At 75.0% G+C, this 13,798-nt stretch carries 7 protein-coding genes; 2 read left to right on the forward strand and 5 right to left on the reverse strand.

Annotation, left to right across the window (positions count from 1 at the left end; genetic code table 11):
* Positions 1–48: 48 nt before the first annotated feature.
* Entirely contained in the window at positions 49–3,096 is a 3,048-nt protein-coding gene (locus ACWY4P_RS22585) for a protein kinase (protein ID WP_456212364.1), read from the reverse strand.
* A 145-nt stretch (positions 3,097–3,241) separates the two neighbouring features.
* Positions 3,242–5,209: a protein kinase domain-containing protein gene (locus tag ACWY4P_RS22590; RefSeq protein WP_456212365.1), complete on the reverse strand. Its 1,968-nt coding sequence runs from the start codon at positions 5,207–5,209 to the stop codon at positions 3,242–3,244.
* A gap of 196 nt (positions 5,210–5,405) precedes the next feature.
* Between ACWY4P_RS22590 and ACWY4P_RS22595 the strand changes: the two genes are divergently transcribed.
* Positions 5,406–6,617: a serine hydrolase domain-containing protein gene (locus ACWY4P_RS22595; protein WP_456212366.1), complete on the forward strand. Its 1,212-nt coding sequence runs from the start codon at positions 5,406–5,408 to the stop codon at positions 6,615–6,617.
* Between the two features lie 66 nt (positions 6,618–6,683).
* On the opposite strand, the gene ACWY4P_RS22600 is transcribed toward ACWY4P_RS22595, so the two are convergent.
* On the reverse strand, positions 6,684–8,405 hold the full coding sequence (locus ACWY4P_RS22600; RefSeq protein ID WP_456212367.1) for a glycerol-3-phosphate dehydrogenase/oxidase: 1,722 nt from the start codon (positions 8,403–8,405) through the stop codon (positions 6,684–6,686).
* 294 nt (positions 8,406–8,699) lie between these two features.
* Between ACWY4P_RS22600 and ACWY4P_RS22605 the strand changes: the two genes are divergently transcribed.
* A complete protein-coding gene (locus tag ACWY4P_RS22605; RefSeq protein ID WP_456212368.1) occupies positions 8,700–9,971 on the forward strand; it encodes a nucleotide sugar dehydrogenase in 1,272 nt (423 codons plus the stop codon).
* 62 nt (positions 9,972–10,033) lie between these two features.
* On the opposite strand, the gene ACWY4P_RS22610 is transcribed toward ACWY4P_RS22605, so the two are convergent.
* Both ACWY4P_RS22610 and ACWY4P_RS22615 read right to left on the reverse strand, forming a co-directional pair.
* Complete coding sequence (locus ACWY4P_RS22610) at positions 10,034–12,397, reverse strand: DUF6049 family protein (protein ID WP_456212369.1); 2,364 nt, start codon at positions 12,395–12,397, stop codon at positions 10,034–10,036.
* A gap of 69 nt (positions 12,398–12,466) precedes the next feature.
* Positions 12,467–13,660 (reverse strand): rod shape-determining protein, encoded by a 1,194-nt coding sequence (locus tag ACWY4P_RS22615; RefSeq protein WP_456212370.1) that lies wholly within the window; start codon positions 13,658–13,660, stop codon positions 12,467–12,469.
* Positions 13,661–13,798 lie beyond the last annotated feature (138 nt).

Consider the following 13,798-nt stretch of genomic DNA (forward strand, 5'->3'; position numbering starts at 1 on the left):
CCCGGGCGAGCCCTGTGCCGGGTTCGCCCCGTCGGCCCTGTGAGGGGTTCAGCCGCTCGTGCTGTACGTCGCCGTCGCCTGCTCGAAGTAGCGGGCGACCGCGCGGCGCTCGTCGGCCGGGCCGATGACCAGGACGACGTGGTACCGGCCGTCGATGAGCATCGTCAGATTGCGGGCGTACACATTTCGGCCGCTGCTGTCCCGCCAGCTGAACTCCCCCTCGGCCATCGCCGTCCGCCCCACGTCGATCCGGCGCAGCCCGGAGGACGAGGCCCAGGAGGAGGCGCGGAAGGCGGCCAGCTCGGCCTCCTTGTTCTGCTGGTAGGCCATCGGGTCGGCGCCGAACTCGGACTCCTTGTCCCGCCCGGCCACCACGACCAGTTCGAAGTCGCCGCCGACATAGCGGATCTGGCCGCGGGCGTTCTCGCCGCGCCGGGCCCAGGTCTCGTACACGGCGACCTTGAACCCCTTGGGGTCCTTGCGCACCGCGAAGCCCTTCGCCAGGCCTGCGGGCGGCGTCGACTGCGGCTGGTCGTCCGGCGAGGAGGTGCCCGAACCCGCCCCGCCCCCGCTCGAATTCCGCGGCGGCTTCTCCGTCGGCTGCTGCGACGACGGATCCCGCGAGGCGCTCGGCGCGTCGCTCTGCGCGCCCGCCGTGCCCGTACGGCCCTGGCCGTTCTCCTCGTCGGCCCGCGGCATGAACATCATCGCGTACAACACCGCCGCCGCCAGAGCCAGCAGTATCAGTGTCAGCAGCACCCGCCCCAGCTTGCGCGGACGGCGCTCACCCGGCTGCTTGCCCCGCTTGTGCCGCCCGTGCGCGGCAGCGACCGGCGCGCCGCCCGCCCGGCCCCTGCGCACCAGCCAGCCGCGGCGGCGCACGATGGGCAGCCGCCGGGGGTCGGACGCCCCGCCCGGCCCTATCGACGGCACCGTGACCGTGCTGTTGCCCACGTCCGGCTCCGGCGCCGAGCGGATCAGGGACCGCAGCCAGCCGCGCAGCTCCTCGAAGTCCGGCCGCTCGGTGGGGTCCTGGCGCATCAGCGACTCGACGACAGGGCGCAGCGGACCGCACTCCTCCGCGTACGCGGGCGCCTCGGAGCACACCAGCTGCACCAGTTCGGCGGCGCTCTCCTCCGGGTACGGGGCGTGCCCCTGTACGGCGCGGAAGAGCAGCACGCCCACCGCCCACAGGTCGGCGGCCGGGCCGACGGGGGGCGCCAGCCGCCAGTTCTCGTGGACCGGAACCGCCTGCTCCGGCGCCCACCGCTCGGTGACGGCCCCCACCACGACGATCCGCGCCTGCCGCGCACGCTCGGCGGCCAGCGCGGTCGCGGGTCCGCGCCGCGCACCATGGGCGGCTGCGGCGCCGCCGTCCCACGAGCCCGCGCCGGCTCCCCCGGGCCGGGCGGTGCCGCCGGGGGCGGCGTGGTCCGCGGTGGCGTGGTTGGGGGCGGCGTACGGCGCCGGGGCTGCCTGCCGGCTGGAGGCCGCGTTGCCGTTCGGGTCGGCCCGTCGGCCCGGGTCGATGTACAGCGCGCGCGTCGCGTTCGGGCTCCGGTCGGTCTGCCGGCTCGGGTCGGCATACGGCTCCGGGGCGGCCGGCCGGTTCGGGTCCAGGTCGGCATACGGCGCCGGGGCAGCGTACGGGCTCCGGTCGGCGTACGGAGCCGGGTCCGTAACGGGGCCCGGGGCGGCGCCGTTGGCGTCGGCCGCGGGGCGCGGCGCGCCTTCCGCGTGCTCGGCGGCGGAGCCGCTCGGGCCATCGGCCGCGCCGGGGTGCGCGCTACGAGGCGCGGAGCCCTCGACGTTCGCCCGCGCGGCGGCGCGGGCGCCCGCCGCGTAGGCGGCGATCGCGCTGGCCCGTGCGGCGCGCCCGGCGGCGCCCTGCGGCTCGCCGGCCGCCGGGGCAAGTGGGCGGCCGCCCGAGGCCGGCTCGCCCGGCCGCGCCCCTGGGACGCCCGGCCCAGCGCCGTGCGTGCTGTTCGCACCCTTCGGGCCGTTCACACTGTCCGGGCCGGCCGTCCGTCCGCTTTCGACGCGCTCGGCGGGCCGCCATTCCGAGCCGGGGGGCAGCCGCAACCCGGGCCCCGGAACGGGCTGTTCGAGCGCACCGCGCGGCCCGGGGAACCCGCCCGCCGGGCCGCCTCGCGGCCCGGGGCGCGGCTCGCCCTCGCCCGGCGCCGCACCCGGATCGCGCGGCGCACCCGAAGCACCCCGCGCACCCGGATCGCGCGGCGCGGGAAAGCCGCCCGCCGCGCCCTGGTCGCGGTACAGCGGCGGCGCCTGACGGGTGGCGGGACCACCGCCGGGCGGCAGAGCGCCGCCCTCCGCGGAAGGCCCCTCGACGGCCGGGCCCACGGCCTCGCCGCCGTCGGTGCCGGCCGCCTCCGCCGGGGCGGAACGCCCGCCCCGCTCCGGCCAATCGGCCGCATCAGCCCCGCCGGCCGAGTCGTCCGACGGCCGGGGCACCGGGTCGTACCCGCACAGCGCCTCCTCCGCGGCGCCCGCCGCCAGCCCGGTGAGCATGGCGCGCCCGTCGTCGCAGACGAGGACGGTCCGGGCGGTGATGTTGCGGTGGATCCAGCCGTCGGCGTGCAGGGCGCGCAGCGCGGTGAGGATGTCGTGGGCGAGCTCGGCGGCCCGGTACGGGGACAGCGTCCGCTCCGCGAGCAGCGCGGCCAGCGGCCGGCCGGCGACCAGCTCGCTGACGATCCACAGGCTCCCGGCCTCCGCGAAGACATGGAAGACCTGGTCGAGCCGCGGGTGGTCGGGCACCTGCGCGGCCGCCGTCGCGGCCTCGATGGCGCGGCGCACCGCCGGGTCGGCGCCGCCGCCACGGGCGCCGCGGCCCATCCCGTTCGTACGCCCTGGAGCCCCCGGGTACCCCGAAGCCCCGGGGCCGCCCGCCCCGTAGCGCCCGTCGTCGCCGACGACCTCCGCGTCGACGGTCTCCGGCAGCGGTATCTGCCTGAGGTGGACTTCCTGGCCGCTGTAGGTGTCGAAGGCGCGGGTCTCGGCAAGTTCGTACTCATCGGCCGGCGGCAGGGGCAGGCGATAGCGGTCGGCGAGAACCCGACCCGCGTATTCGTCCACGACGCCTCCCCGAGCGCGCGATCCACACCCTCATCCGCACCGCACGTAACCGTCAATCAGGGGCGTTTTGCCCGCGCTTGCCGCTGCGTACGGTTCGCGGCCTCTCACGATACGTGCCCGGGGCGCGCCGTGCCGACCGGAGTGCTCAGTCCGTGACTTTGAAGGTTTTGAACGCGATCTCGCGGAGCGTCTTGCACTCCTTCTCGTCCCACTTGCTCTTCTCGCAGGTGATCATGATGGCGAAGCCATGGCTGCTGTCCACCCGGAATCCGCGGTTGAGGACCCGGACCCGCTTGCCGCCCTTGTCGCGCTCGAACTGCCAGTCGGCGACCGTGGGGTAGCCGTGCCACTCGACCGACTTTATGCCGAGCCCCTTGTAACCGGGCGTGGTCCTGCTCACGGTGGGCTCGCTCTCACGCCACGCCGCCGCCGCGTCCGACTTCGGTGACGTGGTGAAGTCGACCTGGATCCGCGGGATATCGGACCCGCCGTAGTAGAACCGGCTGCTGGGGTAGCCCCTCACCTGGTGGACCTTCCACCCCTTGGGCATCGCCATGGTGAACGGGAAGTCGGAGCCCTTGACGGTCTCGTACCCGTCCGGCAGCGAGCCCTTGCCGTCGCCCCCGCCGCCGTTGCCCTTGTTGCTGTCGTCGTCCTCGTCCGAGCTGCCGGACCCGCCCTTGGTCTCCTCGTCCGACGGCTTCTCGGTGGACGTCTGTGCGTCGGGGGACTGGCCGGACTGGCCGCCGGGGCCCTTCCCGCCCTGCCCGCCCTTCGTGTTGTCGTCCGTACCGGCCGAAGTCGTCGCACGATCACCGGACTTGCCCTGGTCACCGCCGTCGTCGTCCCCGCTCAGCGCGATGGCGAGCACCGTGCCGAGGACCGCGAGCGCCACGATCACCGCGATGATCACCAGCCTGCGCTTGGGCACCACGTCCGTCAGCGAGGCGCGCGGCGGCTGCGGGGCGGGCGGGCCCGCCAAGTCCGCAGAGCCCGACGCGGGGGCGGCCGCCTTGGCCTTGGCGGGCTTGGCGGCCTTGGCCGGCTTGGCTGCCTTGGCGGGCTTGGCGGGCTTGCCGTCCGAGGCCGCCGCGCCACCCGACCCGGAGACCGCGCCGACCGACGCCGCCGAGGCCTTCCGTACGGAGCGCAGCGCGCCCCGCACCCGCTCCGCGGCCGCGTCGGGCGCCGCGGGGGCGTCCTCGGGCGGGGCGGGCGGCAGGGACATGGTGCGGGTCGCGTTGGCGGCCGCGGCCTTCGACCGGCCCTCGTCGGGGGCGTCCAGCGCCTGGTTCAGCAGCGCCCGCGCGCCTGCGTCGTCGAGCCGCCGCTCGGGGTCCTTGTTGAGCAGGCCGTAGATGACCTCCTCCAGCACGCCCGCGTTCTTCGGCTGCTCGACGGGCTCAGTCATCACGGCGGTGAGCGTCGCTATGGCGGTGGCCTTGTCGTACGGCGGCACGCCCTCCACCGACGCGTACAGCAGGCCGCCCAGCGACCACAGGTCGGCCGGCGGCCCCGGCTTGTGGCCGCGGGCGCGCTCGGGCGAGATGTAGGACGGCGCGCCGACGAGCATGCCGGTCGAGGTGACCGACGGGTCGCCCTCGACCTGCGCGATGCCGAAGTCGGTGAGCACGACGCGGCCGTCGTCGGCGATGAGGACGTTGGACGGCTTCACGTCGCGGTGCAGGATGCCCGCCTGGTGTGCGGCGCGCAGCACATCGAGGACGGCGAGCCCCACCTCGGCGGCGCGGCGCGGGGTGAGCGGGCCGTCGTCCCGTACGGCGTCGGCAAGCGAGCGGCCCTCGATGAGCTCCATGACGATCCAGGGGCGGTCGTCCTCGTCGACCACGTCGTAGACCGTGACGGCGCCGTTGCTGCGGATGCGGGCGATCGCCTTCGCCTCGCGCAGCGTACGGGTGATGAGCCGTCTCTTCTCGTCCTCGTCGACGCTCGACGGGAAGCGCAGTTCCTTGACCGCGACGGTGCGCCCCAACGTTTCGTCACTCGCCCGCCAGACCGTGCCCATCCCGCCCTGGCCGAGCACTTCCCCGAGCCGGTACCGCCCGGCGAGGAGGCGCCCGGTCGAGCCCTGCGTCCGCTCCGCCTCCGACATGCGTCCCCTCTGCAAATCAACCCGCCCTGAACCCACCCTGGAAGAGCCCCCATTGTCTCTCATCCGCGGACCGGCGGAAGTCCCGGGGTCCGGGGCCGGGCGTGGCGGGCGCGGCCACACCTGCGAACATCTGGGGTTCGTAGCAAATGAAAGCCCTCCGGAACGCCGGCCAAAAGCCAACGAAAGGGCCCCTGACATGCCGATCCGCGCCCCGGGGCGGCCGAGGCGGGGCCGCGCGCGAGCCGCGGCGCTCGCGCTGGCGGCGCTCCTGGGCGCCGCGGTCCCCGGCTGCGGCGCCCAGGCGGACCCTGACGCGGCCCGCACGCCCGGCGCCGCGGCGGTCCGGCACTCCGGCGGGCGGAACCCCGAGGCGGCCCTGCGCACGGCCGTACGGCGGCTGGCGGCCGAGGGCCGGGCGCCGGGCGCCGCCGCGCTCGCCCTGGACGGCGGCGGGGCGCGCTTTGCCTCGGCCGGGCTCGCGGATGTGCGCACCGGGCGGCGAATTCGCCAAAGCGACCGCTTCCGCGCGGGCAGCATCACCAAGACCTTTGTCGCGGCGGTCGTCCTCCAGTTGGCCGACGAGCGGCGGCTGGGCCTGGACGACACGGTCGAGGAGCACCTCCCGGGGCTGGTGCGCGGCCATGGCAACGACGGCCGGAAGATCACCCTCCGGCAGCTTCTCACCCACACGAGCGGTCTGTTCGACTTCGCCGCCGACCAGCGCGTGGCCCGCCGGCTGTCCGGCCCGCCCAGCGCCTCCCCCCTGACGCCGCGGCAGCTCGTACGCATCGCCGTCGCCCACCGCCCGCGGTTCGCCCCGGGCGCCGAGTGGCACTACTCCAACACGAACTACGTCCTGCTGGCCCTGGTCGTCGAGCGCGTCACTGGCCGCCCCTACGCCGCCGAGACCGAGCGCCGCGTGCTCACCCCGCTCGCCCTGCGCGGCACGTCCTTCCCCGGCACCCGCACCACCCTCCCCACCCCGCACGGCCGCGCCTACGCCACAGACTCAGGCACAGACTCAGGCACAGGCACAGGCATCCCCCGCGACGTCACCGACCTCGACCCGTCCTCGGCGAGCGCCTCGGGCGAGACGATCTCCACCCTCGACGACCTGACCCGCCTCTACGCCGCGCTGCTGCGCGGCGACGTGCTGCCGCCGGCGGCGCTGCGGCTGATGCGCGACACCGCCGCCTCCGGCGGGCGGTACGGGATGGGCCTCTTCCCGGTGCGGCTGCCCTGCGGGGTGACGCTGTGGGGCCACAACGGCCGGATCAGCGGCTCCTACGTCCAGGTCGTCGCCACCCCCGGCGGCCGCCATGTGCTGGCCTACCGCCTCAACAGCGACGCGCCCCCGCCCGCCGCGGCGGAGCGGGACCTCCTCAAGGCCGAGTTCTGCCGGACCTGACGCACCGCGGGTGCCCCACGTACCCCCGGCACCCCCGGCACCCCGCGCACCCCCGTACCCCGGAGCTCAGAGCGGGATGATGTCCGGCGCCCCCAGCCGGGCCGCGTCCGCCGTCAGGTCGTCCGGCTGGAGCTGCGACTCGCGCTCCGCCTCGACCCGCTTCTCGTAGTGCTGGACCTCCTTGTCGGTCTGCTCCGGCCCCCAGCCCAGCACCGGCGCCATCAGCTCGGCGGCCTCCCGTGCGCAGCGGGTGCCCCGGTCGAAGGTCTCGATCGAGATGCGGGTGCGCCGGGTCAGGACGTCGTCCAGGTGCCGGGCGCCCTCGTGGGAGGCGGCGTGGACGATCTCGGCGCGCAGATAGTCGTCGGCGCAGGCGAGCGGTTCGCCCAGGGAGGGGTCGTCGGCGATCCGCTCCACGATCTCCTCGGCGAGCGAGCCGTAGCGGTTCAGCAGGTGCTCGACGCGGGCCACATGCAGCCCGGCCCGCTGGGCCATGCGCGCTCGCGCGTTCCACAGCGCCTGGTAGCCCACGGCGCCGACCAGCGGCACCTCCTCGGTGACGCAGGGGCCGACCCGCTGGTCGAGGCCGTGCACCGCCTCGTCCACCGCGTCCTTGGCCATGACCCGGTACGTGGTGTACTTGCCGCCCGCGACCACCACCAGGCCCGGCGCGACATGCGTGACCGTGTGCTCGCGCGAGAGCTTGCTGGTGGCCTCCGACTCGCCGGCCAGCAGCGGGCGCAGCCCGGCGTACACGCCCTCCACGTCGGCGCGGGTGAGCGGGACCGCCAGCACCTCGTTGACATGCCCCAGCAGATAGTCGATGTCGGCGCTGGAGGCGGCCGGGTGGGCCTTGTCCAGATCCCAGTCGGTGTCGGTGGTGCCGATGATCCAGTGCCTCCCCCACGGGATCACGAACAGCACGCTCTTCTCGGTGCGCAGGATCAGCCCGGTCGTGGAGTGGATCCGGTCCTTGGGCACGACGAGGTGGATGCCCTTGGACGCCCGTACGTGGAACTGGCCCCGCTCCGCGATCAGCGCCTGCGTCTCGTCCGTCCACACCCCCGTGGCGTTCACCACCTGGCGGGCGCGGACCTCGAAGTCGGCGCCGTTCCTCCCGGAGCGTGCTTCCATATCGTGCACCCTGGCACCGACAATGCGCTCTCCTTCCCGCAGGAAGCCCACCACCCGCGCCCGGTTGGCGACATGGGCGCCGTACGAGGCGGCGGTGCGCACGAGCGTGGTGACGAAGCGCGCGTCGTCCACCTGGGCGTCGTAGTACTGCAACGCCCCGACCAGGGCGTCCTTCCGCAGACAGGGCGCGACCTGCAGCGCCCGCCGCCGGGTCAGATGGCGGTGCACCGGCAGCCCGCGGCCGTGCCCGGAGGAGAGCGACATGCCGTCGTACAGCGCCACGCCGGTGCCCGCGTACAGGCGCTCCCAGGCGCGGTGCTTGAGCGGATACAGGAACGGCACCGGCTTGACCAGGTGCGGGGCGAGCCGCTGGAGCAGCAGCCCGCGCTCCTTCAGCGCCTCCCGTACGAGGGCGAAGTCCAGCATCTCCAGATAGCGCAGACCGCCGTGGATCAGCTTGCTGGACCGGCTGGAAGTGCCGGCCGCCCAGTCCCGCGCCTCGACCAGGCCGGTCTCCAGGCCCCGGGTGACGGCGTCCAGGGCGGTGCCGGCCCCGACCACCCCGCCCCCCACGACCAGCACGTCCAGTTCCTGGTCCGCCATCCGGGCCAGCGCCTCGCCGCGCTCGGCCGGCCCCAGTGTCGGTGTCCTCACCGCTGCCTCCCGTGGTGATCGAGATGGTGGTCGAGATCACGACGTTCGTGAACGATTTTCCTGGGTTTCCGCCCGTGACGCCATGCCGCTGCGGAGTCGGCGTCGGCCCCCGGCCGTAACAGCACGTCGCAACAGCACGTCACAACACCGCACCGCAACACGCGCCACGACACCGCGCCTCAACACCCCGCAGCAATACTGAATACGAGTCATATTTCCGCCTAGTCTGTATTCATGCCATTTCGCGCTATTTTGCGCCATCCGGAATCGCCTCGGGAAGGACGGCACGACGTCATGCCCGCAGATCTCGCCGTCATCGGACTCGGCCACCTCGGCATCCCCCTCGTCCAGGCCGCCACCGCCGCCGGCGTCCGCACCCTCGGCTACGACCCCGACCCCCGCGCCGCCGCCGACCTGCGCGCGGGCAGGCTGCCGTCCGGGGCGTGGGACGGCGCGCTGTCGGCCGCCGAACTGCGCCGGATGGCCGCCGGCGGCTTCCGGACCACCAGCGACCCCGCCGAGCTCGGCCGCGTCCACACCGCCGTGATCTGCGCCCCGACCCCGCCCGGCGCGGACCGGACGGCCGGCTTGTCGGCGGTCGGCGAGGCCGCCCGCGCGCTGGCCGCGCAGCTGCGCCCGCACACCACCGTCGTGCTCGAATCCGCCGTGTACCCCGGCACCACCGAGGAATTCCTGCGGCCGATCCTGGAGGACGGCTCCGGGCTGCGGGCCGGGCGCGACTTCCACCTCGCCTACTCCCCCGGCCGCCTCGACCCCGGCAACCGCGCGTACGGCTATGCCAACACCCCCAAGGTCATCGGCGGGCTGACCCCCGCCTGCACCGAGGCGGCCGCCACCTTCTACGGCCGCCTCTCCGAGAAGGTCGTACGCGCCCGCGGCCCGCGCGAGGCCGAGACCGTCAAGGTCCTGGAGACCAACTACCGGCACGTCAACATCGCCCTGGTCAACGAGATGGCGATGTTCTGCCAGGACCTCGGCGTCGACCTGTGGGACGTGATCCGCTGTGCCGAGACCAAGCCGTTCGGCTTCCAGGCCTTCCGGCCGGGGCCCGGCGTCGGCGGCCACGGCGTGCCGATCGCCTCGGACTGCCCGCCGTACAGCGGGCGCGGCCCCGGCCGTCCACTGGCCATGGTGGAGCTGGCGCAGCAGGTCAACGGGCGGATGCCGGGCTATGTCACCCGGCGCTGCGCGGCCCTGCTCAACGAGCACGGGAAGTCGGCGCGCGGCGCCCGGGTGCTGCTGCTCGGGGTGAGCTACAAGCCCGACGTGGGCGACCAGGAGGGCGCGCCGGCCCGCGAGATCGCCTCCCGGCTGATGGAGCTGGGCGCCCAGCTCAGCTTCCACGATCCGTTCGTGGCGCGGTGGCGGGTGCTCGGCCGGCCGGTGCCGCGCGCGGACGCGCTGTACGAGGCGGTGGCCGACGCCGACCTGACCGTGCTGCTGCAGCACCACCGCAGCTACGACCTTCAGGGCCTGGCCGTGAAGGCGCAGCTGCTGCTGGACACGCGCGGGGCGAGCCCGGCGGGCACGGCGTACCGGCTCTGACCAGCCGCTCTGACCAGCAGCTCTGAGCGGCCGCTCTGAGCAGCCCCGCCCGCAAACCCGCGTCACCCCCGTGCGCCCGGCGGCTCACCACCCCGCGCCCGCGCGCGGCGCAGCCGGAACGCGGCGGCCAGCGCCATCAGCCCCACCCCGCCCGCCACGAACGCCACCGCCCCCGAGGGCACCGAGCGGACGTCGGCCGTGAAGGTGATCGGGCGGCCCCAGGGTTTGCCGTCGGAGCTGGTGTAGAGCTGGGCGGTGAGCCGTACCGGCCCGTTGGCGTGGGCTCGCACCCGGACCCGTACCGTACGGCTGACCGCCCGCGACGCCCGTACCCCGACCGCCCGGTCCACCGCGTCAAGGCGCTCCGGCCGGCTGGAGGCCACTCGCAGCTCCACGCCGGTGAGGTCCTGCTGAAGCCCGTTGTCGACCGTGACCGGGATGGTCGCGGACTGTCCGGCGACCGTCACCGTCGATTTGGGCACCAGCCGGACCGAGTCGATCGAGGCCGACAGATAGCGGCTCACCCCGCGCCGGTACGAGCCCGCCCCCGCCGGGTTCCCGCGCCAGCTCGTGGAGACCGCGCGGGCCATCGCGGCGTGCGCGGAGGCGGTGGTGCGCCGTGGGTCGGACAGCACCTTCGAGAGGGTGCGCAGCCGCCGCTGGTCCCGGGCGACCGCCGCCAGCGAGCGGGCGGGCAGTTCGGAGGCGCGCAGCGCGACCGGGTAGCCCCCGGCCTCGCGCAGCTGCCCCGGCTCCGGATCGTGCGCCGCCGCCTCCAGCCGGGACGGCTCCAGCCAGCCCGCCCCCAGCCCCTCGGACACCGCCTCGGACACCGCCCGCGCCGTCCCCGCCGGCATCCGGCGCGGCGGGACGACCACCAGCGCGCGCGGGGCGTACGGCAGCTCCCGGACGGCCGTCAGGCTCTCCGCGAGCAGCCGCTGCCGCAGCCTCAGCCGGAGCGGGGCGCCGGCCGCTGCTGCCCGCGGAGAGCCTGGCCGGGTCTGGGCCAGCAGCGAACCGACGGTCGTGTCGTAGGTCAGGGCGGTCATCCGCTCGCCGAGCGCGACCGCGCCGTCATCCGTGGCCCCGGCGGTGACCAGCGCGCCGGAGGAGCGGCGCACCCCGTCACGGGAGGCCAGCACCGTCGCCAGGCCCAGCCGCTCGGCGTACCCGGCGATCCCGGCGTCCACCGCGCCGTCCGCCGGCCAGGCCACATCGGCGCGGGCGTCCGTGCCCAGCTCCCGGTCCACCACGTCCTTGCCCGCCCGGGACGCCCGGCGCAGCAGCCCCGCCAGCGCGTCGCCGTCGCGGCCGCCGCGCGCGAGCGAGGCCAGGTCGGGGTCCGCGTACGGCAGCGCGATGACGTCCTGCCCGCGCACCGCCCGCTTGAGCGTGGCCAGCCAGGCCGCCGCCGCCCGCCCGCCCCTGCCCGCGGTGGTGTCCCGGGGATCGGTGGCGCCGGGGGTGCGGGCCACCCGGTAGCCGTCCGCCATCGCCCGTGCCTGCGCCACCAGGTCCGGGTCCACCGCCCAGGTCACCGGCAGCCGCGCGCCCGTCTCCACCAGCCGCCGCAGCCGCCCGCCCTTCGCGAACGCGGCGGCCAGCGCGTCATCGCGGAACACGGGCCGCACGCTGCCCGGGGTACGCACGGTCAGCGCCTCCATGTGCGGGGTGTCGGTGACGGGCCACAGCACGGTGGTGCGCAGCGGCTCGTACGCCGTGCCCTCCGGATAGACCGGCAGAAAGGTACGGGCCAGCCCGAGGACGGCCCCGTCCGCGCGGGCCACGTCCACCGTCAGCCCGTACGCCCCCGCGCCGCCCGTCCCCAGCTCCGGCACCGGAACCCGCAGCCGGAAGCCGCGGCCGGCGCCGGGGGCGAGGGAGGGAAGCCGGTGGATGCGCCCGGAGTTCTCCTTGCCGTCCGCGCGGGTGAGGTCGGTGCGCCCGGCCGTGACGGCGAGGCCGCTGCGGGTGCCGAGCGCCGCCGGTCCGGTCCGCACGCCCACGTGCGCGCCGGTGACGCGGCGCCGCGTGTCGTTGACCACGGTGCCGCTGAGCGTGAGCCAGCCGTCCTGGCGCCGCACGACGGCGGGGCTCACGGAGGCCAGCCGGACGGTCATGGCGTACGAGCTCCGGTGGCCGCTGCCGTGGCCGCTACCGCGAAAGCTGCCGCGAAAGCTGCCGCGTCCCGGACCATGGCCGGGGCCGGACGGGGTGGCGCGGGAGTTCTCGTACGACGGCACGGCCGCCGCGGCCGGTACCGGCGGCAGGATCGGCGTGACCAGGACCGCGCTCAGGACCGCGCACAGGAACGCGCTCGGCACCGCGACCGCCGCGGCGATCGCTCGCGCACATCTCCCGTCGCGTGCCACTACCGCCACCTCGACGTCGGTCCGTACCGCCCCCGTGGACGGACGCGGTGTCACCAGACCACCACGGGCGGGCCCCTGCCGCACGTCCAAGGGCCCCGCCCGAGCGGGCCTCCTGGTACCGCGTCAGCCCCACGCGGTGGCCAGCCCGCGGGGCCGGGCGTCCAGCACCGTGCGCAGCGATGCGAAGTCCTCGACGCACCGGCCGGTGCCGAGGGCCACACAGTCCAGCGGGTCGTCGGCCACCAGCACCGGGATGTCCAGCTCGCGGCTGAGCCGGACGTCGAGGCCGCGCAGCAGCGCCCCGCCCCCGGTCAGCACGATGCCCCGGTCCATGATGTCGCCCGCCAGCTCCGGCGGGGTCTCGTCCAGCGTGGACCGCACCGCCGCGACGATGCTGTCCACGGGCTCGGCCAGCGCGTGCCGCACCTCGTCCGCCGTCAGCTCCAGGACCTTCGGCAAGCCGGTGACCAGGTCCCGGCCACGGATGGTGCAGCGCTCCGGCGGCAGCAGCGTCTGCGTCTGCTCCGGGTCGTCACCCTTGTTGAGCTTGTCGAGCGAAAGGCCCTCGCCGCCCGGGGCGGCCGACACCACCTCCACATTCCGCTCCGGGCGCCGGACGGACGCCCCTCCGCCGGGCGCGGACCAGGCGCCGACCGGTGAGGCGGAGCCGATGCTCACCTTGATCTCCTCGGCGGTCCGCTCCCCGATCGCCATGGCGTACCGCTTCTTCACATGCGTGGTGACCGCGGCGTCCATCGCGTCGCCCGCCATGCGCACCGAGCGGGCGGTGACGATCCCGCCCAGCGAGACCACGGCCACCTCGGTCGTGCCGCCGCCCACGTCGACCACCATGCAGCCGGTCGGGTCGCTCACCGGCAGCCCCGCGCCGATCGCCGCCGCCATCGGCTCCTCGATCAGATGCACTTGGCGCGCCCCGGCCTGTGAGGCGGCCTCCGTGACCGCGCGCCGCTCGACGCCCGTGATGCCGGAGGGCACACACACCACGACGCGGGGGCGGGCGAGTCGGCGGCTGCCCGTGACCTTCTTGATGAAGTGCCGCAGCATCCGCTCGGCGATCTCGAAGTCGGCGATGACCCCGTCCCGCAGCGGACGGACGGCGACGATGTTGGAGGGGGTACGCCCCATGGTCTCCTTCGCCTCGGAGCCGACCGCCAGCACGCTCCCGTCCGTCGTGCTGACCGCGACGACCGACGGCTCATTGAGCACGATCCCCCTGCCCCGCACGTACACCAGGGTGTTCGCCGTGCCGAGGTCGATTCCGACATCACGTCCCGTGAACGTCTTGTTCTGCGCCATAAGTTGACATTATTGCTTATGCCGGATTCTTGTCCGGCACTGATGTCGACCGCACCCTCGTGCGACCCGATCGCTGCTACCTTGCGTCCATGATCATGTGACAGGAGGAGACCCGAGGCGGAACGACATCACCCGCTA

The sequence above is a fragment of the Streptomyces sp. LZ34 genome, assembly GCF_053890475.1.

Coding starts and splice junctions, on each gene's coding strand:
- ACWY4P_RS22590 (WP_456212365.1), bottom strand. CDS start 5,209: ATGTCGGAGGCGGAGCGGACGCAGGGCTCGACCGGGCGCCTCCTCGCC.
- ACWY4P_RS22595 (WP_456212366.1), top strand. CDS start 5,406: ATGCCGATCCGCGCCCCGGGGCGGCCGAGGCGGGGCCGCGCGCGAGCC.
- ACWY4P_RS22605 (WP_456212368.1), top strand. CDS start 8,700: ATGCCCGCAGATCTCGCCGTCATCGGACTCGGCCACCTCGGCATCCCC.
- ACWY4P_RS22615 (WP_456212370.1), bottom strand. CDS start 13,660: ATGGCGCAGAACAAGACGTTCACGGGACGTGATGTCGGAATCGACCTC.